Genomic DNA, 26,653 nt, shown 5'->3' with positions numbered 1-26,653 from the left:
GTGTGGGAGGAGAGGGAGGTGTGGGAGGATGGGGAAGCACTAATTCTTTTTCCCCCCACACTCCCCACACTCCCCACACTCCCCACACTCCCCACACTCACGCTACCAAGCCAGAACGCAAGGCCCTAACAGCAGCTTGGGTACGGTCATCAGCGCAAAGTTTATTGAGAATATTCCGAACATGGGTTTTGACAGTACCAACTGTAATGTAGAGTTTTTCGGCAATTTGCCCGTTGCTACACCCAGCTACAATTAACTCCAGAATTTCTAATTCTCGTTGAGTCAAGGGGTATGTTTCCAAAACTTGCTCGTATTCGGTGGCTAGCGCTTCGATTTTGACAGTTTTCGGCTTGTCAGAGGTTTGAGTTTCTCCTGGGATTCCTTGGCGCATCTTCCGTAATACCACATTGGCGATCGCGGGATCAATCCAAGAGTTACCGCCATAAGTTGCTTGTATAGCCTCAGTTAATTTACTGATACTTGTTTCTTTCATGTAATAAGAATCTGCCCCTGCCGCAAAAGCCGCAAGTACAGCATCCTCGGTATGATCCATTGTTAAGATGAGAATCTTGGTTGCTGATTGCCCAGTTTCGGCTTGGTAGCGTCTGAATTTACGGGTAAGTTCAATGCCATCCATATCAGGCAAGCCAATATCTACAACGGCTACATCTGGCTTTGCTGTTTCCAAAAGTTTTAATCCCTGAGTAGCATTTGCAGCTTCGCCAATCACTTTTAATGCACTATGAGATTGTAATGCAGCCCGTAGTCCCATTCGCGTTAAGTCGTGATCTTCAATTAAGATAATGCTAATTTCACTCATCGCTACACTCGCTCTTACACTGTTTGCATCTTTCAAAGTATTACCTTTTGTAATTACTTTCTTTGTTAAGAAGTTAGAAGTCAGAATAGTTCAAGAATCACAAGAAAATTTTATGAATCAATATATCAATCATATTAGATTCATTCTCTATTATGACTTGTGAACGGCAGTTGCTACCCTGGGGAAACGCTAAGAGCGAACAAGTTGATAAACACGTCTGGCGGACTGCCTCATCTTGAGCGCTAAATTCTTACCTGCATTTTATTTTCCCAATCCAAAGATAGATGATCTTTTGACAACTCTGCATCCACCGATAGAAATAATAAATATCCTATTTTTTAATATTTAGATAGAGGACAAATCTAGCTGGAGATATATGGTTACTTGCACAAAAAGGATGAAATATTGATACGAATGCAAAATTGCTCACTTTTACTTAAAATTCAGCTTTCAGTTGCTATGATCCCCGATTTATTTACTATTACCTTTTATAAAGCTTGGAATCAGGAGTGGGGAGATGGGGAGATCGGGAAGTCTGGGGAGTATGGGGAGAATAACTCTTAACTCCTAAATCAGCACTTAACACTACCAATAATTCAACGAGGGAACATTGCTAAAAATTTACAAATAAGTACACCAAGTATTTCTTTATTTACCTTGTCCTAGCAATCTCATGGGTAAAACTGCTCAAGCTTATGGTACACAATAATGGTGTGCAACTCTCACTAACGACTGACGACGGTTGTTAACTCACTCATTTACAATTGTTTTAAGCTCTATAAAGTATTTTATTTTACTTTATACAAGCCTTGTCTGCTGTGTTCTGTTCAATATTTTCCAGTTTGTTAGTTGCTAATTGTTTTATAAGTATTGGTCATAAGTTAGCAAGTTTAGTCCCAATACTTACTAAACCAACCAAATTCAGGATACAACAAACTGAATTAAATCTAAGAAAACGCCTGTAATTTGTGATTAATATACTATTAATGGAGGATAAGGGGATTAATCAGATTCATGTCAAGTGTACATTCATGAAAATTAATATTGCTAACCTAGTTTACTTTACAGGCGATGAACTAGAGACAGTTACAATATTGGGCGGCGATGGCAGCTAACCTCCTGAAGATATGCCAAATAAAAGTTGCTTCTGCTGATTTAATGTCAGAAATTAGTAGTCATTATGAGGCAGTTTGTTGCTCTGGTCAAGAGATTTATGGCAACTGCCATTGATAAGTCAGAAGCGATCGTGAGTCTAGTATGATTGGTATACTGATTTAGTAAATATTGTTTTGATTCTTTAATTTTTCTGATTTTGGAATTTTTAACATACTTGGATATAGTACCAAATGTCTTAGTTAATCAAGTTACAGATTTTAGATATCAGAAAATATTACATTCTTTAATAGGATAATCTCAAAAGAGAAATGTTATACATCAACCTATGTTTTACGGCGAAAATAAAAACCGATGGAAGAGACGCTGAAAATTTTGGTTGTAGACGATGACGAAGTAGACCGGATGGCAGTACGCCGTGCCCTGACTAAAGCAGGTGTGCAAATGGATCTGTCTGAGGTAGGCGATGGTAATGATGCATTTTCTGTCTTAAGCACTACTACTTATGATTGTGTTTTCCTTGACTATCGTCTACCAGACCAGGATGGATTAACTCTCATCCAACACTTACGCGCTTCGGATATTAAAGTTCCTCTAGTAGTCCTAACTGGACAAGGAGATGAACAAATCGCTGTTGAATTAATGAAAGCTGGTGCTACAGACTATCTTTCTAAGTCTAGAATATCCTCGGAAATTTTGGCACACGTTTTGCGAAATGCCATTCGGGTTCATCGTGCCGAAATGCAGGCAGCTTTAGCAAACCAGCAACTTAGAGAAAGTCATGAGCAGTTGATTCGTAAGAACCAAGAATTGGAAAGACAACAGCAACAAATTCAAATCCAAAATTTCAAGTTATTGGAGGCATCACGGCTAAAATCACATTTTTTGGCTACCATGTCTCACGAACTTAGAACACCAATGAATGCGATTATTGGTTTTTCGCAAATACTGTTGCGTCCGAAATTTGGTCAACTAACGCACCAACAAGCGGATATGGTCGAGCGCATTTTGAATAATGGTAAACATTTGTTGATGCTGCTAAATGAAGTTCTGGATTTTTCCAAGTTGGAGGCGGGACGATTAGACTTAAAACCAGAAATATTTGATATTTCCAAGGTGATAAACGCTGCTGTAGGAGAAATGGGTTCTCTAGCTGAGGCCAAAAATCTCTCATTGCTGGTGCAAACAGATTTACAAAATCCTTTGGGATTTAACGATCCGTTTCGTGTCAAACAGATCTTAATTAACTTACTTTCTAACGCCATTAAGTTCACAGAGTCTGGTGAGATTTGGGTTGAGGTTAAGGAACTACCTGCTAACCTAGTGGCAATTATCGTTAGAGATACAGGTATTGGCATAGCACCTAGAGATTTCAAACATATTTTTGAAGCATTTCGCCAAGTCGATCAAAGTATCACTCGCAAATATCCAGGCACAGGTCTGGGTTTGGCAATTGTAGATTCGCTCGTACACATGATGGGTGGCAAAATAGTTCTTGAGAGCCAATTGGGAATCGGTTCAATGTTTAGAATTGAATTGCCACGTCAAGTAACATTAGGAAATGTAGCAGTCGAAGCTCCGAGTTTATACTCGGATAAGGATGGCCCTTTTTGTTCTGCCCCAAATCCCCATCAATCATCTACTCCAATTAGAAAAGCACCAATAGGCTCTCCCAAATTTAAACTATAAAATTACTGCTAAAAAAACTGATATAAGTTGATAAATCATGTCTGTAGCTGAAAATTATAAAATTGATCGCATTCTCGCAGTTGATGATACGCGAGATAATTTGATTTTGGTACAAACAATTTTAGAAAGTGAAGGTTATGAAGTTGATTTGGCTCCAGATGGGATAATGGCTTTGCGAAAAATTGAACAATCTCCACCGGATTTAATTTTACTAGATGTGATGATGCCGGGGATGGATGGTTATGAGGTTACACGTCGTATTCGTAATAACCGTTCAATTAATAGTTATATCCCAATTCTGTTGATTACTGCTTTTCATGAATCCAGCGTTGTTGAAGGTTTGGATGCTGGTGCTGACGATTTTATTCGCAAACCATTTGATACCGATGAACTGTTAGCAAGAGTGCGATCGCTATTGCGTCTCAAGCACAGTCTCGACGAACAACAAAAAATGGCACGCCAACGAGAAGACTTTGTTTCCCGTCTGACTCATGATTTGCGAACCCCGTTGGTAGCCGCCGATCGCATGTTGAATTTGTTCGAGATGGAAACATTCTGCAAAATTTCGCCAGAAATGAAAACAGCGATCGCAGTAATGATTCGCAGTAACCAAAATTTGATGCAGATGGTGAACACCCTCTTAGAAGTTTACCGTTTTGAAGCAGGTAAAAAAACTTTGAATTGGGAGGTGTGCGATTTGCCAGAAATTGCTCAAGAAGTGGTGAGTGAAATCACACCTCTGACTAATGAAAAAGGTTTGACTTTGAAAGTGGATACCAGTGAATTAGACCCCAAGGATAAAAATGCTGGTATAGTTATGGGCGATCGCCTCGAACTCAGGCGAGTAGTATACAACTTAATTGCAAATGCCATCAAATTTACAGACACAGGAGGCATAACAGTCCGCATTTTTGAAAAATCATCCAATTCTAAACATCAAGATTGGGTAACAATTGAAGTAGAAGATACAGGATACGGAATTGCGCCTGAAGACCAAGCAACAATTTTCGAGCGATTTCGCCAAGGTAGAAACAAACGCTCAGGTAGTGGTTTAGGACTACATCTATCCCACCGAATTGTAGAAGCGCACACAGGAACGATCCAAGTCTTTTCTGAAGTAGGTAAAGGCAGTTTATTCACTGTTCAATTACCCAAAAATATTTAATATAATTGTTGGTTAATTATCTGTAAAAAGCTTTCTGCATTAGGTATCAGTTTTAACGAGCAATTTCTCTCTTTTATCAAAAATTTTTCTGTTAGATTACTAATCTTGGTAAACCTCAAAAGCCGAGTAAAGACTGAATTTTCCCTCAAGCGCACGACGAATTACAGCCTCTAAATCCTCAATCATGTAGGGTTTGCTAATGTAATCATCAAAGCCGGCCTTCAAAATCCGCTCTCGATCCTCCTTACTGGCTAAAGCTGTAACTGCAACCACTGGAATGTTGTAAGTTAGCGGTTCTTGCTTCAAATGATACGCAACATCGATACCGCTCAGCCCTGGTAACAAAATATCCAACAATATCAAGTCTGGTTGATATTCTTTAGCCACCAACACCGTTGCAGAACAATCTGTTTGACAAATGAATCTACAACCAATTGACTCCAGAGCATAGCTAATTAGCAAAAGACTATCATCATTGTCTTCCACTACCAAAATCAAAGGCTGGTGAGAGTTTTGCTTTTTTTCATCACTCATTAATGAATGTGCCAAATACATCTCTTCTCCAGAAGATTTTATTAGGATTCATTGTCTTTCTTGAGAGATACAGACGAGGCTTCCTCGAAACGATAAAATAATGGTCAGTGAGGATTAGGTTTTGTTCTGCTTCGGCTTAGGTGATAATCCTTGCCCACGCAAAAAACGCTGAGGGTAAAAAGCCTCAAGTTTATAGCATTAGCAGATACTTTTCGATTATACGCAAAATTACAAAATATTTTTTTAATCTGTTCATAATAACTTTATATAGTAAAGCTATATAGTAAAGCTCTAAAAACTTTAAAGGATTGTTAGCAACAGCATGGATTAAACTATCTGTTTGTCAAATTAAAAGATACTAAAAGTTAAGCAATAACACTATTAACTGTTAAATTGCTTACTCTCACTTAAGTAATGGTTAGACTTTAACAGTCATCATTTATTCAGTTTCACCACTTGGTTTAAGTTTGTGACAAAGGTAATATAACGCATTCGTACAGAAGCATTATTTTGACAGGATTTGAAATCGGTAAAAACTACGGTAGGAATAATAGGATGGTAGTCAGGGCAAGGATTTGAACATTTGCTATTTTAAACTGTCCACTAGTTTACCATAAAAGTTGATGCAGAAATTTTGTTTTTAGATGATTTCACTTATTTAATATTTTAGAAAAGGAAAACATTAAGTACTGGGGTGTAAATCAATTCAAGTTACTAAGTAACTCAACTTAATTAAACGTGAAATATCATGACGTAGACCAAGCTTTTACTTGGGATATAGAAGGTAGCGAACCGAAGTAATTATCAAGACTATTTTTTAAGTTTTTCAAAATTTATATACTTAGTCAATAAGTCAATATTATAGTCATAATCATCTTAGATAATCATTTAATTCCTTGCTAAGAACTAAGATTTAATTTGATGTTAATTATGCCTAATTAAGAATTAAAAAGTAAAAACATGATCCCTATGAATCAATTCAAAATTCAACCCTGAGCGGAGTCGTACTCCTACAGAGAAGCAAGCTACGCGTAGCGTCTCGCAGATAAGGGTCAAAATTAAATACAGCCACCCACAAGGAGGAGCCAGTCTAGTGAGCGGGTTTCCCGACTTAAGAGAACTGGCGTTGGGGTTTCTACCTACCGAGTGAGACAAGGATTTTTTCGCGCCACTTGCGGGCGAGGTTTTGAACCTAGCTTTTTTCATAAATTTAGAGATAAGTTGGAACATCAGCTTCGGGCGCTTTAAACTTGTGAGGGATTTGATAAGGGAACCCCAAAAAATAAATTATTCCAATTTCTGGACTCAACACAACTGTTTTCTCCCCTGCCCCCTGCCCACACAACGATGGAATATTTTTTTACTTGGAAGTCCCTAAGAAGGTATTGTTTCTTGGCGAGAGTCCACTCAAGTCGCCAAACACCTATGCAAGCGACTTACGTATCTCCTACATTCAAAGCGGCTTCTAGGAGAGGAACAAATGTTTTTCTTTTATACGATAAGTTTTCATAGAAAATTAATTTTATGTCTAAGGGTAGTTAAATTCTTAGTTTGCTTATCCATCTAAACTACTATCAGATTTAATAATTGTTCAACACATCCTAGAGGAAGATGACTATAATTAAGACCAAGTTTAAATTAATTTTGGTGTGTCGAATAACTGCTTTCTATGGAGGTTTAGCGCTCAGCTAAGCCTTTTTTTATGATTAATATAAGTGTTTTTCAAGATATTGATAAAATATTTGTCTACTCTCTTTAGACAGATGTATTTGTCGATTAAAATGATTAAATTCTCCTGATAGACTCTACTCTTACCTAAGGCTTGGTTAACTACCAAGCCTTTCTTTATGAATTAAATTTGCTGCTTTGATTGGCAGAATTTACTCATAAACGTAGACAATATAGCTATAACCTTTGTCTTTTTTATGAACAATTGACAGGTTACAAAGGAATAATTCAGGAAATAAGTGGCAAAACTTTATTATTTATTATCATCCTTGATTTTAAAAATTCATGTAGCTAGGATTATTCAATAATTTATTAACAGTAATTTTTGTCATATAACCAATATTTTTCATAATATGTCTTTTTATGTTGCTATATTTGTTCTGAAATTATACTCGCAACTTGATATTTTTATTGACATATATTGGAATTACGTATAATTTGTATAAATCACGGGTATTAGATTAATATCTAGGCTAAGTCATTTTTTTATATCCAAAAATTATTAATTTATCAACAGATAGTACAAATTTTGTAAACATACTATAGACAGATGAACTGAAGTGAAAGTAATTTTAAATTAGCTAGGTATGGTAAACACTTGGTATATATGAGGCGTGGCTTTAAGCCATGCCTTTTTTGTGAGTAATAACAAGAAAAACTGATAAATAGTTAGTCATATACCTACTTGATGTTCTCTAACAAGAATTTTATCTAAATAAGAGATGAATACTAAGTTGCAACCTGTTTGATACCCTACTAAAGGAATAAAAAAAATTCCAAAGTAACGCTTTTCAGTATTCTAAAATACTAGACAGCATTATTGAAAATTAAAATAGGCTCTGTGCCTACTTTTGAAAGATAGACAATGTACTTCATATTTCTTCAAATCTGCTATATATAGAGATTTCATGCAGCAAAAAAGGACATATATCATATATAGACCAATCTTAGTATCATTCTGTAGATAGTAGAAATAACTATTTTGCAGAGTTAATATTCAGCCTGTTAATGCCTGAAAAACGTGTATGTACCCTGGAATAATACCCAGGGTTTTTTTTCAAATTTGAAATATAGGACAAAGAGAGACTTTCAAATATATCTGTTGGAAATTCTGTTTACGCTTAGCATTGCCACAGGCATGTGTGCTATGAGAATCTGATTAAATTTTTGAACTTATTCGTGTAGTGCACGATAAGCAGGGAGGAGCAAATAAGCAACTACCGTTAACTGGCATTAGTGAGTAGACAGTGGGAATTAGACTTTTCAATTTGAGGACGAGTTGTTTAAAATTTACCACTTAGCCGTATAAATATTTAGTATAAAATAATTTATAGGTTGATTTGAAGTTTTTTTCATACTAAAGGTCGATTAATGGTATATTTTTATATATACTTAAATTAAATTAAGTCAATATTTTTACAAAATAATTAGATATCAAATTTCCCAATATTTAGACACATTCTCTAGGATGATGATCTGTAGACAGAGTAGAACTAAATTAATTTAGTACGTTGTTAAGCACAGCAATTATTGAGGTTTGGTTTAAAGCCAAACCTTTTTTATTCAATTGTCAAAAAATGGCATAAGTAAGTCGGTGAGAATAAATCAAACTATGTTAACTAATATAACATTAGCTAAACTTAGCTCTTAGTAAGGGCTTTAGCCCTTTTCTTAGGACTAAAGTCCTTACTACAAACATTGAATTTTTCACACCGTTCTGTTTATCAGATTTTCGGATATTTAGATACAGCCCATAGGAAGATGAACTAAAGTAAGAGTGAGTCTAAATTAATCTTGGTGTAGTAAATGCTTGGTATATATAGAGGCTTGGTTCAACCAAGCCTTTTATTATGAATTATTAAGTAATTCATTAGCAGTTTATAGAATATTTTGACACAGCCTAAGGGAAGATGAACTGTCTATAAACTCGGTTTAAATTATTTTGTGATGTCTTTTTAAGCACTAAATATATTGAGGCTTAGCTCGGTGCTAAGCCTTTTTTGTGAGTTATTGCCACGATCGCAAGGTTGATTGCAAAAATATCATAGATATTATGAAATTATTGCATGACTACCTATATATCGTAGCCCAGCAGATGTCATCCTAATATCAGGGAATAAAGATGGATACCCCTGGTGTTGACTTTACCAGGGGCTTTTTGATTTACTGTAAGATGCTGCGATCGCATTGTTATCCTTACACTCATTATCTTGTCGAAGGTAAAGAGTGATCGCTTAGATTATTTATCAAAACAGATGAGACAGCAGAAGCGAAGTTGTAGTAAGTCTTTTGCCTCTACACCTGTGCCTCTTTTTCACGCCCAGTTCCTTTTACCCCCTATGAATGGTGGGTGCAATAACGAAAATATACTTAGCTTAGCTAATTATTAGCTTTACATAAATTTAAATAATCATATATTTTATTGTCGAAGAACTTGAATTTTATCTATGGCTATGTAATACTCCAGAAATAAACACCATAAAGTCGATAAATAAACAGTACTTTACAATAGATCCAGTACCGTAGAGCTAAATTATTCATATCCTCCTAATGGTTATGCAGAGATGACCTCTGTGAATCATGTCTGTTGTTTGGTGGTTGATAGAAATAAATGTCGCAATTGAAGAAGGCAGAAGGCAGGAGGCTTCGTAAGAAAGCGGGAAGCTACGCAACAGATGGGGATTCAAACCCCACCTGAACGAGAGCCACCAAATTGAAAATTTGGTGGAGGTCTTAAACCTTTGCTCCCGACTGTCGCAATCTTACGATTCGGGTAATCAGAGAAGGGATTTATCCCTTCTGCCCTCTGCCCTCTGCCTTTCTTGATAAAAGGGCGAAGCTAGTGAACGCAAATCAATTAGCCGTTCCCCAGTCGCCAATACCCAGTCACTAGTTGTTACTTCCCATCTAATCACAAAATTACAAATGGTATGACTTATGAGCTTAAATAGCCAAGTTTTAGACAGACCGATTGTTGAGGATTTGCCATCTGTAGAGGCTAACCTCAGTTACCTGCTGCCAACTACAGATAAGCTTTTTAGCTACGCTTACGAACCACCATCAGGTGTTCTTCGTTCCAATGGCAGCTATCAGTCATACAAAGTACCAATCTACAATGCTCGTTCGATCTCAGAGAATATCTCGCTAGATCGAGAAGGTTTCGCATTTACTGAGCATAATACCAGCGTCCGTAACTTTTACGATGAAGAGGAAGTACGCCAAGTTTACTATGCAGAAGCTAAACAGTTATTAAAAGAAGTAATTGGTGCAACCGAGGTAGTGATATTCGATTGCACCTTGCGTAATGCCGCATTGATGAAGCAGGACATCAACAGTGGCATTAGGGAACCTGTGAAGCGCGTACACAATGACTTCAGTACTTCCGGCGGGCATAGACGCCTACGCAGAGAGTTGGCAGCGCAGGGTATAAATAACATTGATAGCTTACTACAACAACGGTTTGCAATTATCAATGTTTGGCGAGGAATTGGTGACACAATTCAAGAATCACCATTAACACTATGTGATGCCCAAACTGTCGCACCAACAGACTTGGTAGTTAATGACCTAATATACCGCGATCGCATTGGTGAAACCTACGCCGTCACTTATAATCCAAAACATAAGTGGTACTACTTCCCGCAAATGCAAAGGAATGAAGCAATATTAATCAAGTGTTTCGACTCCGCAGAAGACGGACGCGCCCGCTTTGCACTCCATACGGGATTTGAAGACCCCACCAGCCCACCGAATGCACCTCCACGGGAGAGTATCGAGTTGCGGACATTCGTGTTCTTTCCTGAATAATTCAGTGCCACAAAATGCTAAATTTTGAGTCCTAAATATTGACAATCTCCCGCTATAACGCTGCACATTTTAGCGGGAGATTTTTTGGTTACATCTTGAGCAGCTTTATAACCTGTGTAGCCACCATCTGAATACCAATTCAAAATTCAAAATTAAGAAATCCATATTTTAAAAGGGTTTCTGGATTTGGATCTGTTTCAAAATTTGAGTGAATTGGTATGAGGCACTTCCAGAAAATAAATTATCGCAAATTATTTGTACATTTGTAGGGGCGCACAGCTGTGCGTCCCTACGATGGAATATTTTTTTCCTTGGAAGTCCCTGATACAGCGATGCTAGAAAGATTACAGATGTATGGAAGTAAATAAGTCAAACTTATACCTATGCAAAACTGAGGAAGCTGACCTTGATTATATTGTGGGTGCTGAAACTAATGATGAAAATCGCCAGTATATAATTCCTTGGTCGCGCGAACAACATTTACAAGCTATGCTAAACCCTGATATTGCTCATCTAATTGTGAAAAAAGAAACAAGAGTAGGTTACGTTATCCTTGCAGGGTTACTTGATTCCAATCAAACCATTGAATTTCGTCGAATTGTGATTACTGAAAAAGGAAAAGGTTATGGTAAAGCAACAATTGAAATAGTTAAAAAATTAGCCTTCGAGACTTATAATGCTCATAGATTATGGCTGGATGTCAAAGTAGAAAATGAAATTGCTCAGGCTGTCTATAAAAAATCAGGTTTTGTAGTAGAAGGAACGCTGCGTGAATGTTTAAAAGTCGATGGCAAGTATGATTCCTTAATTATTCTGTCTATGTTGCAGCAAGAATATCAGAACGAGTGTCTAAATTATAGTAAATATAATGAAATTAGTAATGTTTGATATTGATGGCACTCTTACTGAGTCTAATAACCTGGATAATGAATCATATTTACAAGCATTGTATGAAGTATTTGGTTTTTCAGAAGTCTCAAGTGATTGGACATCATACACTCATGTAACAGATGCTTGTATTTTAAAAGAAATCTTTCAAAGTAAACTCGATCGCATTCCTTCATTTAGAGAAATTGAGGCATTTCAACAGCGTTTTTTAGAATTACTCGTTGATGGTGCAAAAGCACATGGTGGAGTAAAAGCCATACCAGGTTCATCTAATATATTGAAAAAGCTACTTGCATCTGGTGACTATCAAGTAGCCTATGCTGGAGGAGGTTGGGCAGCATCAGCAATATTCAAGTTAAAATCTGCCGATCTTCCCATTGATAATATTCCTTGCGCTTTTTCGGATGATGAGGATTCGCGGGAGGGAATAATGGCGATCGCTCATTCTAGAGCCGAAACGTATTACAATCATCTTTTCTCGGAAGTGATTTACATTGGGGATGGTGTTTGGGATATTCGCTCGGCTCAAAAATCAGGATATTCATTCATCGGTATTGCTTCAGATCGTCAAGCTCAAGCATTATTCAATGAAGGGGCGACTGATGTTTTTCCCAACTATGATGACTGCGAAAGTTTTTTACTCGCCTTAAAAAAGGCTACAGGCATTACAAAAGGAGATACATTTTCATAAGCTTTTGCTGCTTGCAATACTAGTAAATCTCTGTATTTAGCAGCGACAATTTGTATACCTACAGGTAGACCGTTTTTGGTGAAGCCACAAGGCACAGAAGCAGCTGGTTGTTGTGTCAAATTAAAAACATAAGAAAAAGGCGACCAATCTCGCTGGGGATTGTCAATATATGACTGGGGTCTGTTTTGCCCGACGGGAAAAGCAACTACGGGTAAGGTGGGAGTAATTAGCAAATCGTAGTTTTCATGAAAGCGTTGCAGATGTCTTCCTAAAGCTTCACGAGCATCCTGAGCGCTGAGATATTCTGGTAGAGTAAGGCGATCGCCTTCTCTAGCACTAGCCTGTAATCCTTCTTCAATTACAGCTCGTTGTTCTGGACTAAAGCCGCGCAGTAGCTTGGCTGCACCGACTTGCCAAAAGGTTTGAAAAATACTCCGGGGATTGCCAAAACCAGGATCGACTTGCTCGACAACAGCACCGAGTTTGGCAAAAACATCAACTGCGGCTTTGACTAAGGCCGCTACTTCGGAATCGACATCGGCGTATCCCAAGTTCGGACTGTAAGCAATCCGCAATCCAGCAACACCCCGATTTAAATTCAAAGTATAGTCTTGTTGCTCATCTGGTAAAGCATACCAATCACGAACATCGGGATGGGCAATAACATTTAACGTCACTGCTGCATCGGTAACAGTGCGAACCAGAACGCCAATATGAAACAAAGTTCCAGTATGGGCTGATGGATAACCAGCCACGCGCCCAAAAGTCGGTTTGAAACCAAACACCCCCGTTAACGCTGCCGGTGTTCTTGATGAGCCACCGCCATCTGTACCGAGATGAAGTGTACCCATTCCTAATGCAGCAGCCACAGCCGCCCCGCCGCTACTACCTCCGGGAGTTAGTTCTGTATTCCAAGGATTGCGGGTAATACCTGTGAGGGGGCTATCGGTGACACCCTTCCAGCCAAATTCTGAAGTTGTAGTTTTTCCGAGTAGTACTGCTCCCTGTTCGCGCAAACGAGCCACCGCAGGCGCATCTTCTTCCCAAGGTTGATTGGCAATAATCGCTTTACTTCCGCGGCGTGTCGGTAAACCCTTGGTTAACAATAAATCTTTGGCAGTAAAGGGTATTCCATCCACCAAGCCAAGGGGATTACCATTGAGCCAGCGTACTTCAGAAGCCTGGGCTTCCACAAGAGCCGTCTTTTCATCGACGATCGCAAAAGCATTAACTGAGCTATTGTAAGTATCGATCCGTTCTAGGGCGGCTTTGGTTGCTTCGACTGGTGATAATTGGCGATCGCGATATAGTGATATGAGTTGAGATGCAGACAAATCAGCAATTTCTGACATATTTTGGCATTGAATAAGAATTAGCGATTTTTAGATAGGAAAGTCACGACGCTTGAGCATCGGTGCATAAATTAAGAGCATTTGTGATGCATCGTTTTCTTCAGCTAGCCTGATTATCGCCTTCACTGCAATACTTCTGTTTTTTGAGTCATTCAATAGCTTGCTTCCTGAAAACAATTTGTGATAAGTTGCTATTTAGATAAAATACAGTAAATCAATCGATTTATCGTACTTTGTCTCATAACTCAATCTCCAAACCCTTGCCTAACATGGAGTACTGGGTGCAGAGATAAACGAAGCACACCAGTACTCTTTGAATAGCAATTTGGAATCAAGTTTGCCATGCAAATTCAAACTGTTGGTATTTTAAGTCCGGGGGACATGGGACAGGCGATCGCCGCTGTACTCAATCAACATGGATTGAAGACGATTGCGGCTTTGGATGACCGGAGCGATCGCACTCGACAATTAGCCGCCGCAGCCAACATTCAAGATGTCGGTTCCCTCAAACAATTGGTTATTGAATCCGATGTGGTGCTGTCAGTACTAGTTCCTGCTGCCGCCACAGAAGCAGCCCAAGAAGTAGCCCAAGCAATAGCCAGCGTTGGTAAAAGTATTTTATATGTTGATGCCAACGCGATCGCACCCGAAAAGGTGAGAAATATTGCCCAAATAATTGAATCAAACGGCGGGCAATTTGTCGATGCATCAATTATCGGCCCGCCTCCACGAGTTCCCAATCGCACCCGCATCTATGCATCTGGAAAACAGGCCATTGAACTCAAACAATTGCGAGATTATGGCTTAGATGTGCGGGTAATTGGCGATGAAATCGGTCAAGCTTCTGGGTTAAAAATGTGCTATGCAGCACTGACAAAAGGATTAACAGCGATCGGTACAGAATTGCTGATTGCAGCCCATCGTTTAGGTTTAGACCAAGAACTGTGGGACGAAGTGTCCAACAGCCAACCAGAACTAGCAAAAATACTTAGCCGTTTCCTACCATCCATGACACCAAAAGCACATCGTTGGGTGGGAGAAATGGAAGAGATTGCAGACACATTTCAAGCCTTAGATTTGACAGAGCGGATTTTTCAAGGTGCAGCCGATGTTTATCGGTTAGTAAAAGACACCTCCTTGGGTAGGGAAACGCCGGAAGAGAATGATCGCGATCGCACACTACCAGAAATAATTACTACCCTTTCCCAAGAAACTTTAAAACTTAAGAATAGCCCTTTCAAAGCTGATAAAAACTCTCAAAAATAAGTTTCTTTTTAACCTCTTATCTCTGTGCCCTTTGCGCCTCAGCGGTGGAATAAATAACTTATAAACCACAGAGGCACAGAGATTGCAGAGACAAATAAGACGTTTTAAATTTTTTGGCTGCATGAAAACTCCAAAATCGAGTCTTAAAAAAGACCCTTTGTTATGAAGAGATAGGGAGACTTGGGTTCAGCAGCCGCGTTTGGTGGTTGTGAAGTGGTTATTTTCCCAGAATTGTGGGGAAAACAACAGGATAATTCTTACTAATGTAGTTATATGACCTTGATAGCACACACTTTGATCCAGTGACAAGTTTTTGTAGTGCATTGTATTTTTGAAACTTTTAAAAATCTCTAGACTCTCCACCCAGATGGAGAGTTTAGGATAAATTCAAGGCGATTCTTCAGCCAGAAATCAGAAATTTCTGAGGTGTAAGGCATACGTCCCAGTCATCCAGCTTGGCGTGGCGAGGTTGTTCATTTTATCCCGTAAATCTATGACTTTCCAACTCACAGTTCCCAACATGGCTTGTTCTGCTTGTGCAAGTACCATCACTAAAGCACTTCAGGCTGTCGATGCCAATGCTAGCGTTCAGGCCGATCCAACAACCAAGCTTGTCAGCGTAGAAACTCAAGCATCAGAAACAGCGATTAAAGAAGCGTTAGCTGCTGCTGGCTATCCAGTCGCTTAGAGGAGATGGGGGCACAGAGAGGGGCAAAGGAGAAGTTGCAGTAAGTTTTTCCCCTCTGCTCCCTATCTCCTCCGATGCCCAATCCTCAATCCCCAGTCCCTAATCCTCAGTCCCCAATCCCTAATCCCCAGTATGGATACTCTCACACTGAAACTTCGAGGTATGAGCTGCGCCGCTTGTGCCAACAACGTCGAAAAGGCGATTCGCTCGGTTCGCGGGGTGATTGACTGCAACGTTAACTTTGGAGCTGAGCAAGCTGCCATCAATTATGATCGCTCTCTCACCAATTTAGAAAAAATCCAAGCTGCGATCGAGGCTGCGGGCTACTCTTCCTACTCACTCTCCGAAGAAATGCTCTCTCAAGAAGATGATGCGGAAACAGCAAGTAGGCAAGCAAAACAACGCGAACTCTTCCTCAAAGTAATAGTAGGAGGTGTAATCAGCAGTTTCCTCTTTTTGGGATCGCTACCCATGATGACTGGGTTAAACTTGCCCTTGATTCCCAGTTTCCTTCACAATCCTTGGGTACAGCTAGTGCTGACAACACCGGTTATCTTTTGGTGTGGTGGATCTTTTTACCGCAATGGCTGGAAAGCTTTTAAGCGTCATACGGCGACGATGGACACGCTGATTGCTTTGGGTACAAGTGCAGCCTATCTATATTCTTTATTTATTACCGTTTTCCCTGGCTTTTTCATTGCTCAAGGCTTAATTCCTCATGTTTATTATGAAGTTGCTGCCATTGTCATTACCTTAATTTTGCTGGGACGATTATTAGAAAACCGCGCCAAGGGACAAACTTCTGAAGCTATCCGCAAACTCATGGGACTCCAAGCCAGGGATGCCAGAGTTATTCGTGATGGTGTTGAAATTGATGTACCCATCGCCGAAGTCAAAATCAACGATGTGATTTTGGTACGTCCTGGTGAAAAGATTCCGGTAGATGGCGAAGTGATTGCAGGTGTTTCCACAGTAGATGAAGCGATGGTGACTGGCGAAAGTTTGCCAGTCAAAAAGCAGCCACCAGATGAGGTGATTGGGGCAACAATAAACGGTGCAGGTGCATTTCAGTTTCGAGCGACACGAGTCGGAAAAGATACGTTTTTGGCTCAAATCGTCAAACTAGTACAACAAGCACAAGGTTCTAAAGCACCTATTCAGCGATTGGCAGATCGAGTGACGGGATGGTTTGTACCAGCTGTGATTGCCATTGCGATCGCCACTTTTATTATTTGGTTTAACTTCACAGGCAACCTCACTTTAGCAACCATGACAACGGTAGGTGTATTGATTATCGCTTGTCCTTGTGCTTTGGGTTTAGCTACTCCAACTTCTGTAATGGTGGGAACCGGCAAAGGTGCAGAAAATGGCATTTTGATTAAAGGTGCAGACAGCTTAGAACTAGCACACAAAATCCAAACCATCGTTTTAGATAAAACTGGTACTTTAACTGTGGGTAAACCTACAGTTACAGATTTTGTCACTGTCAACGGCACAGCTAACGGTAACGAACTCCAGCTTTTACAGTTAGCAGCAACGGTAGAACGAAATTCTGAACATCCCTTAGCCTCAGCGGTTGTCAGATATGCCGAGTCTCAAGAGGTGAGTTTAACGGAGGCCAAGAACTTTCAAGCAATTGCAGGTAGTGGCGTGCAAGCAGTTGTTAGCGATCGCTTGGTGCAAATTGGTACCCAACGCTGGCTAACAGAACTCGCAATTAATACCACGACTCTCCAGCAGTATAAAGATGCATGGGAAGCGGCTGGTAAAACAGTTATTTTGATTGCCGTAGATGGCGAAATCCAAGCAGTAATGGGTATTGCTGATGCCCTGAAACCTTCATCCACAGCAGTAGTGAAAACACTACAGAAATTGGGTTTAGAAGTAGTAATGCTTACCGGGGATAATCAGAAAACAGCAGAAGCGATCGCTCTCCAAGTTGGCATCAAACGAGTATTTGCCGAAGTCCGTCCAGATCAAAAGGCGGCGATTATTCAATCTTTGCAAGGAGAGATAGATAAATTTCCCGCTTCAAAATCCAAAATCCAAAATCTAAAATCTAAAATTGTAGCAATGGTAGGTGATGGTATAAATGATGCCCCAGCCTTAGCACAGGCTGATGTGGGAATTGCGATTGGGACGGGTACTGATGTGGCGATCGCTGCTAGCGATATCACCCTAATTTCTGGAGATTTACAAGGAATTGTCACAGCTATTCAACTCAGCCGCGCCACTATCAACAATATCAGGCAAAATCTCTTCTTTGCTTTTATTTATAACGTTATCGGCATTCCCATTGCAGCTGGAATTCTCTTCCCGATTTTTGGTTGGTTACTTAATCCCATTATCGCCGGAGGTGCGATGGCTCTTTCTTCGGTTTCTGTTGTGAGCAATGCCTTAAGATTGCGTAACTTTCAACCAAAAGCCATCTGATTTTAGATTTTGGATTGGGAATGATCCCAAATCCGGACATAATTCTTCAAATGATTACCCAATCCCCAATCCCCAGTCACTTTCTTGGTATTAATAAATGTTCAGCAAAAAAATGCTTTTGGGAAATTTAGCTGGTTTAATTTTTCTGACTGGAACATCAACCATAGTCTTAGCCCAAATGCCAGTCCACTCAGAGCAAAGTAGGCAATTTCAACACATAGAGCAACCTTTGGGCTTGAAAGTTGGTGTGGCGATCGCTGGTTTAGCTTTAATCGGGCTAGAGTTGTGGTGGTTTCTTCTCTATTTACCCAATGAATGATTAAAGACGCGAGAAATCGCGTCTGTTGCTTTAACTGAATTCACCAATTATGACCTCTGAATTCTGCTGTATTCACTTTTTGAACTTCACTTACCTATATCTTCATTCCAAAGTTCGGGGTTAGTTTCAATAAATTCACTCATTATTTGTTGACATTCTTCAAGATTGAGATCGATTACTTCTACACCGTGAGATATCATAAAATCTTTAGCACCAGGAAAAGTTCTGGATTCTCCGGCAATGACTTTTTTAATGCCAAATTGTACAACTGCCCCAGCGCATAAATAGCACGGCATTAAGGTTGAATAAAGTGTTGTACCTCTATAAGTACCAACTCTCCCAGCATTGCGGAGACAATCAATTTCGGCATGGGTAACAGGATCGGCATCTTGTACGCGTTTATTGTGTCCTCTGCCGAGAATTTTGCCATCCTTGACGAGAATAGAACCGATAGGAATTCCACCTTCTTGTCTGCCTTGTTTTGCCTCTTGAATTGCAGCCTGCATAAATTCATCCATTTTTTTCTCCTTAAATATGTCTAAACAACTTGTATTAATGGATCATGATGGCGGTGTAGATGATTATTTAGCAACTATGCTGCTGTTGACAATGGACGATATCGAACTTCTCGGTGTTGTTGTCACTCCAGCGGATTGTTATGTTCAACCAGCCGTTAGCGCCACACGTAAAATTCTCGATTTGATGGGATTTTCTCATATTCCGGTTGCAGAAAGTACTGTGCGTGGTATCAATCCCTTTCCCAGTCTCTATCGCCGCGATTCGTTTATTGTTGACCATCTGCCCATTCTCAACCAAAGCGAAACCATTACTACGCCTTTAGTTGCCGAAACAGGTCAAGATTTTATGATTCAGGTGTTACGTGAAGCATCAGACCCCGTAACCTTGATGGTAACTGGGCCGTTGACGACGGTTGCAGTCGCTTTGGAGAAAGCACCAGACATTAAAGCCAAGATTCACAAAATTGTTTGGATGGGGGGTGCTTTGAATGTTCCTGGCAATGTAGAAAAAAGCTTGGAACCAGGACAAGATGGTTCTGCTGAATGGAATGTGTATTGGGACCCAATTTCAGCAGCACAAGTATGGGAAACCCAAGTTGAAATTATTATGTGTCCTTTGGATTTGACAAACAATGTCCCAGTCACATCAAAATTAGTGCAAAAAATGGGGCGACAACGGCAGTATCCCATCTCCGATTTAGCCGGACAATGTTATGCACTAGTTATCCCCCAAGATTATTATTTTTGGGATGTTTTAGCAACGGCTTATTTGGGACATCCAGAGTTTTACCAATTACGCGAATGGGAAACAGAAATTATCACCACTGGTCTGAGTCAGGGGCGAACTAAAGTTGTGTTTGGTGGGCGGAAGATTTATGCGATGGATAAAGTAGATAAAGATGCTTTTTATGCTTATATTTTGCAACAATGGGCAAGGTAAAAATTAAAATATTAAGTGGTATTGCAATGTCATTTCTCAGTTTTTTCAACCAACATCCAAACTTAGGATTGCAGGAACTCTTATGGCGATAATTTTGGACTTGATTTTCACTGACTATTAATAACTGATAAACTTTAAGCCTAAGAAGAGAGCAGCTACAGTACCTGCTACAGAAATTTCTCCTTGAATAATTTTCTCTAAAACTGATTCTACGGGAATTAATACAATCTCAATTTCTTCTGTGATATCAAGTTTTTGCTCTCTAACCTTAATGGCATTTTCGGCTAAAAATAAATGTATTTGATTGGTATCTTTACTTGGTTTATCGTATAAATTTCCTATTTTTTTAAACTCTTGGGAAATATAACCAGTTTCTTCTGTAAATTCTCTCATTGCTGCTAGTTCAGCACTTTCTTTTGTAGGATCAAAACTCCCTGCGGGCAGTTCTAAAAAAAATTCACCTACGGCATGTCTATATTGCCGGACAAAAATTATCTCTCTACTACTGGTGATAGGTAAAACCATTGCAACGTCAGGCTTAATACTGACAAAATAATCATCAATAATTTTTCCATTGGGCAATTCTATTTCATCTTGCCTTACCTGACACCAGTAATGATCTAAGACCATTTTGGATTTCAAAATTTTCCATTTTTTTAAGTTGCTCATATAGCCTTTACTAGTCTAGGGAGGTAAAGCAATAACAAAGTACTTTGTATTATCTTCTAAACAATTGTTTTCCTTATTTATAACCCAATACGGTTCAGTTAAAGGTTAAATTTTTACCAAATTCGATTTTTTAACGTAGACGCGGAGCGGCTTCCTGCAAGATATGAGTAAAGAAAGAGAAGGAAGAAATACTTAACTCAAATGTATTGACTAGACCTCTTGCAAAAGTCTTTCTTTGAACCTTCTTCTTTGCGCCTTTGCGACGCGGCGTTGCTACAAAATTCAATGGCGATCGCACCGCAGACACAGCTAAATCAGTAATTTTGGTTGGTGATGCATGCAACGGAAACCCCACCCCGCATTTGCTGAGGCAAACGCTCCCCTCCCCGTTCACAGGGCTATGGTGTACACACAAGTCGGAAAGAGTAGTCTGTCAAGGAATAATGGACGAGTAGATTCTCTGTAGAGACGGCGATTTATCGCGTCTTGTGAACGTGTTGGTCTATCAGACGCGATAAATCGCGTCTCTACATGAGGGCTTTCTCGCTAATCCCAAGTGTATTAGGATAAAACTGAATCAGACTTGTGTGTACACCGTAGGTTGACGGGGAGGGGTTGATGTTGTCTCTGCATGGGAAAGATTCGGCTATGAAAGATATCTTTCCTAAAATTCCTTATTTTTGCGACTACCCTTTGAGCGCCAGTCTGATGGTTGGAATAATTGTTGGTTTTGGTGTTTGGTGGCTGAGAAAAAGATGGCGATCGTGAGAAGATGTAATATCCTCAGTATTTGAAGACTATTAATATATATAAATTAACTACAAATAATATGTTAACCACTTAGCTGACGTAGCAGCACCAGAAATTGGGCGTTGCTGAATGAAAATATGAATTAGGCGATCGCTCCAATCAGACGAGTGCGATACATCTGAAGCGGCACTGGACCATACTTGAGATCATGTATAACTAGCCGAATGGAGAATTTCCGCATTTGTGCTGACTTAGAGTAACAAAAAGATTTACGATGTAGTCGAGCCAAATAATGTCTAAAACGACTGTTTTCTCCTTCTCGCAAGGGAAGACAAGAGGACCAGGAGAATAATTCTTAACTTTTAATTCCTACTTCTTAACTTAGCACGGGCTAAACCATAGCTATCCGCTAACACCACTCTCCATGCTCGTCTACTTAATCTTCTGAGTGAAAATTGGTGAGACAGTTGACCTGGGGAACATCCTAGAGTGAAGATAAAAGGGTTATATCTGTTGCCAAAGTAATAAGGACATCTGATATCGCTTGATTTTTTTTCCTTTCCCCGGTTTTGGGGTAAAAGCGGAGGGTGAGGGCGATATACATTAACGCGGCAAAAAATTACAAAAGTACGCACGGATGGCTAAAACGTGCCTGGACGCGGAGGGTTCAATGCGCCGTCGCACCCCTGTGAAGTGTCAAGAAATAGCTGATTAAATCGAATTCGAGGCGGTTTAATCATATATTTTGTAGCAGATACTTGTGGAAAAGCAAATGCTAGGTGTAAATGTTGTTATGAAAGTTGGCGATCGCGTGCGCGTTAAAGATTCGGTGGTAATCTATCATCATCCCGAACATCGAAATCAGGCTTTTGACATCAAAGGCACAGAAGGCGAAGTCGTAGCTATTGCCACTGAATGGCAAGGTAGACCTGTAAGCGCTAATCTGCCGATTTTAGTCCAGTTTAGTAAAAAATTTAAAGCCCATTTACGTGAAAATGAGTTAGAAGTCATTTAATTCATCGGCGGCGAAACCACTGGAAAATATTCAGTTCGCCGCGCATTTTTTGTAAGTCTTGGCGGTTGCGTTCTGCTGTAGAGTAATACCATTCACAATGACGCCGAAACTCCGCCCGCGTCTGAACTTCATGATAAAACTGATGGGTTGTTTGGTAAGCGGCAAACCCTTCCTCAATTTGGGGTTGAGGCGATGGAATAATATAAGGTAAATTTTTAGACATAATGTTAATTAAAGCCAACCGCGTAACCAATAGATGAAAGAACCAATGTACTCTTTTAAAGCTGTGGTAAATTGGTGCAGGTTGTCAGTATCAGGTAATAAATTTAGTATAGCGGCTTTGGGAGTGCTGCCGAGTTCTTGCAATTCACCTTCGCTGACGAGAAAATCGGTCGGTGCAGGAATAACGTTAATACCTTGACGTTGAAAAATCTTGAGCGATCGCGGCATATGCATTGCAGAAGTTACTAATAATACTTTTTTTATGCCCCGTGCTTCCATAATTTTTCGGACATTTACGGCATTTTGATAAGTATTTAAAGACTCAGGTTCCTCGATAATTGCCTGAGATGGAATACCAATAGATGTGAGGATTGTTGCCATATCTGCCGATTCTGGTGAACCGCTACCACGCCAATCGATCCGCCCGCCACTGAGGATGATTACAGGCGCTTTTTTTTGGCGATAGAGTTGGGCGGCGTAAATTACGCGATCGCCCGATTCACTCAAGTCAACAGTAGGTCTTGGAGGAAAAGCTGATTTGGTAGCCCCACCCAAAACCACAATCGCTTCTGCATTCGGTATTTGGCCAGGGGTGAGATTTTGCCATTCTAGCGATCGCACTAGCGATTTTGCAATCCAAGCATTGCTGCAAAAGAGGAGTAAGGTTAGTGCTAGAGTAATGGCGATCGCTGCGATGCGCGGTCTTTTCCACAATGTGACTAATGCTACTATCAAACTTACACAGGCTAGCCCTAGTGGATAAAAAAATAGTGGCAGTAATTTCGAGAGATATAAAAACATATTGGGGAGTGTGGGGAGTGTGGGGAGTGTGGGGGGAAAAAGAATTAATGCTTCCCCATCCTCCCACACCTCCCTCTCCTCCCACCCCTCCCACACTCAATGTTTCCCCAATGCCCCCTGCTTCTTGCCAATACCCAATTACTACCTTTGCCAAAACCTGAAATTAACACTTCCAGTATTACGACGGGAACGGCGAGTGGGTCTTCTTGTTTGGCGTTTGTTGATCCTCTCGTTGGGTTGTTCAATTTCAGTTTCTTGTGATTCTTCAACTTGCAGTTGAGTTTTAGCTTCTTCCTTACTTCCCCACCAAGCAGTAATCCAACCTCCACCCAAAGCTGCTATTGCACCCAGGAAGATACTCATGGGTGCAGGATACCCCAAAGATACAAAGCCAAGCATAAAAAATAACCAATATTTCAGCCCTGTATCAACACCATCAGAGGAGGCTACAGTTGGAGCCTGAGAACTATTATTGGTTGCATTTGTAATCCAGCTTAAGATGAAACCCCCCAAAATTCCTAAGAAGATGCTCAGGGGTACTGCCGAGCCGGTCATGATTAATATAAATGTTAAAAATGCCCCAAATAATAGTTGAGAAAAGAAGCTGGGAGAAATAGTGAAAAAGTCGTTCTTTTTGTCTGCCATAAAGTTACGTTGCTTCGCTCCGAATTCAAAATTCAAAATTCTCTCTTGGAAAGTTCTGATGGTCGGAAACCTCCGCTCAGACTTTCCGCAAAATTCAAACATTTTTTACGCTATGGATAAATTCGGGGGCTTGAATTAATGTTGTTTTACTTTTTTTCTTTTCCATAAATTTGGGGCTTGTATCCTTATGATTGTGTAGTCAAAAAAGCTATTGCGGAATTACTAGTTTTAATTGTGCCTCTTGAGGTTGAGTTGTATCCAAAACCTTTACGTATGTTTTTTCTTCTTCAGTGAAGGGTTCGGCTTGTTTGAATTGTGAGTCTAATAAATCGGCAGTGGCATCAGCGATGTCACCAGTGCGTTTATTCAACCGCTCTTGTAATACTTCTAGCGGTGCTGTGCATTGGATAATCTGGAGAGAAAGTTGGTGTTTTGTAGCTTGGGCGATCGCTTCTTGCCGTGGCTGTTGCTTATCATACTTAGCATCTAAAATTACAGAGAAACCTTGATTAGCCAGTATAATTCCCAATGACAATAATCGGCTGTAAGTTTTCTCGGTCATTTCGGGTGTATACAAATCATCGCCGCCTTTTTCCCATAAAGGAATTCCTCCTAAATGCTTTCGCACCGCATCAGAGCGAAGGTGAATTGCTCCTAGTTTCCGGGCTAAAAGTCTCGCTGTTGTGCTTTTACCAGAACCAGACAACCCCGACATCAAAATTATTTGTCCCTGTTTTGGTTTAGTATACTCCCAAGCTTGTTTATAATAGTCAGCGGCGGTTTTTGTCGCTTCTTGTTTTACCGTTGCGGGTACACTCGGATCGTCTAGCAAAAATGAAGTTACCTTTGCTCGAACATAAGCTTGACGGCTTAAATACAAGGGCAACACCTGTAAACCTTCCCAGTCTCCAGTTTGTTCAATATAAGCATTCAAAAACGCATTACCCAAGTCTTTGCGCCCTCGCGCTTCCAAATCCATCACTGTGAATGCCACATCATACATTACATCCACAAAGCGAAACGGCTCATTAAACTCGATGCAATCAAACAGCAAGATTTTATCGTGCCACAGAGCAATATTTTTCAGGTGTAAATCCCCGTGACATTCACGAATATAGTCGCTGTGGATTCTGCTAGCAAATAATTCTGGACGTTCGGCAAAAAACCGATCTGTATATTCCTTTGTTTCTGTAAACTGGGTCTGAGTCTGGGGGCCTCCGATATATTTTTCAGTTTGCTGATAATTTTCATCAAACGCAGCCCGGACATTTGGCACTTCACCAAAACTGCGAATATAATCATTCGTCTGAGCTTGGGCATGGTATTGAGCCACCACCCGTCCCAACTCATCTAAGTATGTTTCTTTTAACTTGCCCTGTTCAAAAAGCGTGCTTAATAGCGACTCTTGGGGAAACTGACGCATTTTCAGCACATATTCTACCGCCTCTCCTGTTCCCCCTAGTTGATATTGCTTCCCTACCAGAGTAATGGGCAAAACTTCTAAATATAGCTCACCTGCTCCCCGTTGATTTAACCGTAACTCTTCCTGGCAAAAATGCTGCCGCTTCTCTAAAGTCGAAAAGTCCAAAAACCCGAAATTAACTGGTTTTTTCAACTTATAAGCGTAATCCCCAGTCAACAGCACATAAGAAATGTGAGTTTGAATGAGTTGAATAGATTCTGTTACTTCATGGGGATAAAATCCAGCCTCCAACATTTGCTCAATAAAAGCTGGAAGAGTTACTTCTGTCATCTGTTAGCCTCTGCGCTCTCTGCGCCTCTGCGGTTCAAATACAAAAAACCAGAAGTTTCCTCCTGGTAACATCAAAAATTATTACATAGTTTACCTATAGGAGTCCGATTTCATTTATGAACTTAGCTGGATGGTGGGTGATAGACAAGCAAAAGGCAATAGGCAATAGGGTTATGTAAGACTAAAATGTACAGAATTTTTTCAGGCAATTAAATAGTAGTTGTATAGCGTATAAAATAGTAAGACTTTGGAGATAAAACAGCGATCGCAAACTGTATCCGAGTTAGTTTATGCCGTTTCAAAAGGTAAATAAAGCTGCTATTAGAATTAAACGTTGGGTTTTTCTACTTATGCAGCTATAGGAATCATATTTGATTTTTGAAATATACGTAGGGTGTGTTATGCCGTAGGCTAACGCACCAAAACCTTCGGGTGGTGCGTTACGGAAGCCGTAACACACCCTACACATACTTAGATTTTTTCAGAAATCAAATACTAGTCCTATATAAGTATCTAAGTGCAAACAGCAAAGCGATCGCTTTTGATTTCTTTTGTCCAAGTCATCAGATAGCGATGTAATATTAATTCAATTAATGATTGCAACACATCCTTGGGTGAAGACGCAATTCATCGCGTCTCTACAAAATGGTCTATTTGTCGCATTCTTTGTTTAAATTGGTATAACTTACTGCTCAACAATTTGTGCAGATTCTTATCTCAAAATTAAAAGACCGGATTGCTCAACTGTGTGAACAATACGGTCTGAGGTTTATTTTAAAGAGTGGGTAGGGGGCAATACTTGTCGGTTAAGGGGAAAAGGGGAAGGGGAAAGGGGGAAAGAAAAAAC

At 40.0% G+C, this 26,653-nt stretch carries 24 protein-coding genes; 13 read left to right on the top strand and 11 right to left on the bottom strand.

The genetic code is table 11. From position 1 onward, the window contains the following. Positions 1 to 97: 97 nt before the first annotated feature. A complete protein-coding gene (locus ACM0OY_RS02385; protein ID WP_414567294.1) occupies positions 98 to 820 on the bottom strand; it encodes a response regulator in 723 nt (240 codons plus the stop codon). 968 nt (positions 821 to 1,788) lie between these two features. On the opposite strand from ACM0OY_RS02385, the gene ACM0OY_RS02380 reads away from it, so the two are divergent. From ACM0OY_RS02380 to ACM0OY_RS02370, 3 genes are all read left to right on the top strand, one after another. Continuing rightward, positions 1,789 to 1,935 carry a hypothetical protein gene (locus ACM0OY_RS02380; protein ID WP_414567293.1) on the top strand — a complete coding sequence of 49 codons (147 nt, stop codon included), beginning with the start codon at positions 1,789 to 1,791 and terminating at the stop codon, positions 1,933 to 1,935. Positions 1,936 to 2,287: 352 nt separating this feature from the next. Next, positions 2,288 to 3,622 carry a hybrid sensor histidine kinase/response regulator gene (locus tag ACM0OY_RS02375; protein WP_414567292.1) on the top strand — a complete coding sequence of 445 codons (1,335 nt, stop codon included), beginning with the start codon at positions 2,288 to 2,290 and terminating at the stop codon, positions 3,620 to 3,622. 37 nt (positions 3,623 to 3,659) lie between these two features. Then, positions 3,660 to 4,787 carry a response regulator gene (locus tag ACM0OY_RS02370; protein WP_414567291.1) on the top strand — a complete coding sequence of 376 codons (1,128 nt, stop codon included), beginning with the start codon at positions 3,660 to 3,662 and terminating at the stop codon, positions 4,785 to 4,787. Between the two features lie 99 nt (positions 4,788 to 4,886). Here the strand turns inward: ACM0OY_RS02370 and ACM0OY_RS02365 are convergent, their stop codons facing one another. After that, the gene (locus ACM0OY_RS02365) at positions 4,887 to 5,342 is read right to left on the bottom strand and encodes a response regulator (protein WP_414567290.1); all 456 of its coding nucleotides are present in this window, start codon (positions 5,340 to 5,342) and stop codon (positions 4,887 to 4,889) included. Between the two features lie 4,644 nt (positions 5,343 to 9,986). Here ACM0OY_RS02365 and ACM0OY_RS02360 point away from each other — a divergent pair. The 3 genes from ACM0OY_RS02360 (at position 9,987) to ACM0OY_RS02350 (ending at position 12,435) form a co-directional block, all read left to right on the top strand. Then, positions 9,987 to 10,856: a CmcJ/NvfI family oxidoreductase gene (locus tag ACM0OY_RS02360; RefSeq protein WP_414567289.1), complete on the top strand. Its 870-nt coding sequence runs from the start codon at positions 9,987 to 9,989 to the stop codon at positions 10,854 to 10,856. Between the two features lie 354 nt (positions 10,857 to 11,210). Then, on the top strand, positions 11,211 to 11,744 hold the full coding sequence (locus ACM0OY_RS02355; RefSeq protein ID WP_414567288.1) for a GNAT family N-acetyltransferase: 534 nt from the start codon (positions 11,211 to 11,213) through the stop codon (positions 11,742 to 11,744). Then, entirely contained in the window at positions 11,725 to 12,435 is a 711-nt protein-coding gene (locus ACM0OY_RS02350) for an HAD family hydrolase (RefSeq protein WP_414567287.1), read from the top strand. Before ACM0OY_RS02355 ends, ACM0OY_RS02350 begins: the two co-directional genes overlap by 20 nt. On the opposite strand, the gene ACM0OY_RS02345 is transcribed toward ACM0OY_RS02350, so the two are convergent. Both ACM0OY_RS02345 and ACM0OY_RS02340 read right to left on the bottom strand, forming a co-directional pair. Continuing rightward, positions 12,360 to 13,787, bottom strand: a complete 1,428-nt coding sequence (locus tag ACM0OY_RS02345; protein WP_414567286.1) for an amidase — start codon at positions 13,785 to 13,787, stop codon at positions 12,360 to 12,362. The genes ACM0OY_RS02350 and ACM0OY_RS02345 overlap by 76 nt on opposite strands. 30 nt (positions 13,788 to 13,817) lie before the next feature. Next, positions 13,818 to 13,943: a hypothetical protein gene (locus ACM0OY_RS02340; protein WP_414567285.1), complete on the bottom strand. Its 126-nt coding sequence runs from the start codon at positions 13,941 to 13,943 to the stop codon at positions 13,818 to 13,820. A 186-nt stretch (positions 13,944 to 14,129) separates the two neighbouring features. Here ACM0OY_RS02340 and ACM0OY_RS02335 point away from each other — a divergent pair, with 186 nt between their 5' ends. The 4 genes from ACM0OY_RS02335 to ACM0OY_RS02320 all read left to right on the top strand — a co-directional run bounded on the left by ACM0OY_RS02335 (position 14,130) and on the right by ACM0OY_RS02320 (position 18,493). Further along, on the top strand, positions 14,130 to 15,053 hold the full coding sequence (locus ACM0OY_RS02335) for a DUF1932 domain-containing protein (protein ID WP_414567284.1): 924 nt from the start codon (positions 14,130 to 14,132) through the stop codon (positions 15,051 to 15,053). A gap of 493 nt (positions 15,054 to 15,546) precedes the next feature. After that, positions 15,547 to 15,741 carry a heavy-metal-associated domain-containing protein gene (locus tag ACM0OY_RS02330; protein ID WP_414567283.1) on the top strand — a complete coding sequence of 65 codons (195 nt, stop codon included), beginning with the start codon at positions 15,547 to 15,549 and terminating at the stop codon, positions 15,739 to 15,741. 132 nt (positions 15,742 to 15,873) lie between these two features. Next, positions 15,874 to 18,174, top strand: a complete 2,301-nt coding sequence (locus ACM0OY_RS02325) for a heavy metal translocating P-type ATPase (RefSeq protein WP_414567282.1) — start codon at positions 15,874 to 15,876, stop codon at positions 18,172 to 18,174. A gap of 97 nt (positions 18,175 to 18,271) precedes the next feature. Continuing rightward, a complete protein-coding gene (locus tag ACM0OY_RS02320; protein WP_414567281.1) occupies positions 18,272 to 18,493 on the top strand; it encodes a hypothetical protein in 222 nt (73 codons plus the stop codon). Positions 18,494 to 18,579: 86 nt separating this feature from the next. Here ACM0OY_RS02320 and ACM0OY_RS02315 read toward each other — a convergent pair whose 3' ends face one another. Then, on the bottom strand, positions 18,580 to 19,011 hold the full coding sequence (locus tag ACM0OY_RS02315; RefSeq protein WP_414567280.1) for a nucleoside deaminase: 432 nt from the start codon (positions 19,009 to 19,011) through the stop codon (positions 18,580 to 18,582). Positions 19,012 to 19,027: 16 nt separating this feature from the next. Here ACM0OY_RS02315 and ACM0OY_RS02310 point away from each other — a divergent pair, with 16 nt between their 5' ends. Then, positions 19,028 to 19,951 (top strand): nucleoside hydrolase, encoded by a 924-nt coding sequence (locus ACM0OY_RS02310; protein WP_414567279.1) that lies wholly within the window; start codon positions 19,028 to 19,030, stop codon positions 19,949 to 19,951. 117 nt (positions 19,952 to 20,068) lie between these two features. Here the strand turns inward: ACM0OY_RS02310 and ACM0OY_RS02305 are convergent, their stop codons facing one another. Further along, on the bottom strand, positions 20,069 to 20,620 hold the full coding sequence (locus tag ACM0OY_RS02305; RefSeq protein ID WP_414567278.1) for an NUDIX hydrolase: 552 nt from the start codon (positions 20,618 to 20,620) through the stop codon (positions 20,069 to 20,071). A gap of 130 nt (positions 20,621 to 20,750) precedes the next feature. Continuing rightward, positions 20,751 to 20,963, bottom strand: a complete 213-nt coding sequence (locus tag ACM0OY_RS02300; RefSeq protein WP_414567277.1) for a hypothetical protein — start codon at positions 20,961 to 20,963, stop codon at positions 20,751 to 20,753. Between the two features lie 275 nt (positions 20,964 to 21,238). Between ACM0OY_RS02300 and ACM0OY_RS02295 the strand changes: the two genes are divergently transcribed. Both ACM0OY_RS02295 and ACM0OY_RS02290 read left to right on the top strand, forming a co-directional pair. Beyond that, positions 21,239 to 21,388: a hypothetical protein gene (locus ACM0OY_RS02295; protein ID WP_414567276.1), complete on the top strand. Its 150-nt coding sequence runs from the start codon at positions 21,239 to 21,241 to the stop codon at positions 21,386 to 21,388. Positions 21,389 to 22,142: 754 nt separating this feature from the next. Further along, a complete protein-coding gene (locus tag ACM0OY_RS02290) occupies positions 22,143 to 22,385 on the top strand; it encodes a ferredoxin-thioredoxin reductase variable chain (protein ID WP_414567275.1) in 243 nt (80 codons plus the stop codon). Between the two features lies 1 nt (position 22,386). Here ACM0OY_RS02290 and ACM0OY_RS02285 read toward each other — a convergent pair whose 3' ends face one another. The 4 genes from ACM0OY_RS02285 to ACM0OY_RS02270 form a co-directional block, all read right to left on the bottom strand. Beyond that, a complete protein-coding gene (locus tag ACM0OY_RS02285; RefSeq protein ID WP_414567274.1) occupies positions 22,387 to 22,608 on the bottom strand; it encodes a hypothetical protein in 222 nt (73 codons plus the stop codon). 8 nt (positions 22,609 to 22,616) lie between these two features. Then, positions 22,617 to 23,408 (bottom strand): YdcF family protein, encoded by a 792-nt coding sequence (locus ACM0OY_RS02280; RefSeq protein ID WP_414567428.1) that lies wholly within the window; start codon positions 23,406 to 23,408, stop codon positions 22,617 to 22,619. Between the two features lie 141 nt (positions 23,409 to 23,549). Continuing rightward, entirely contained in the window at positions 23,550 to 24,053 is a 504-nt protein-coding gene (locus ACM0OY_RS02275; RefSeq protein WP_414567273.1) for a hypothetical protein, read from the bottom strand. A gap of 208 nt (positions 24,054 to 24,261) precedes the next feature. Then, complete coding sequence (locus tag ACM0OY_RS02270) at positions 24,262 to 25,806, bottom strand: AAA family ATPase (RefSeq protein ID WP_414567272.1); 1,545 nt, start codon at positions 25,804 to 25,806, stop codon at positions 24,262 to 24,264. Positions 25,807 to 26,653: the final 847 nt, after the last annotated feature.

This window comes from Nostoc sp. CCY 9925 (assembly GCF_963920935.1).
Lineage (GTDB): Bacteria > Cyanobacteriota > Cyanobacteriia > Cyanobacteriales > Nostocaceae > Nostoc.
Note: the sequence above shows the minus strand (reverse complement) of the source record. Positions and strands in the feature narration are given on the sequence as shown.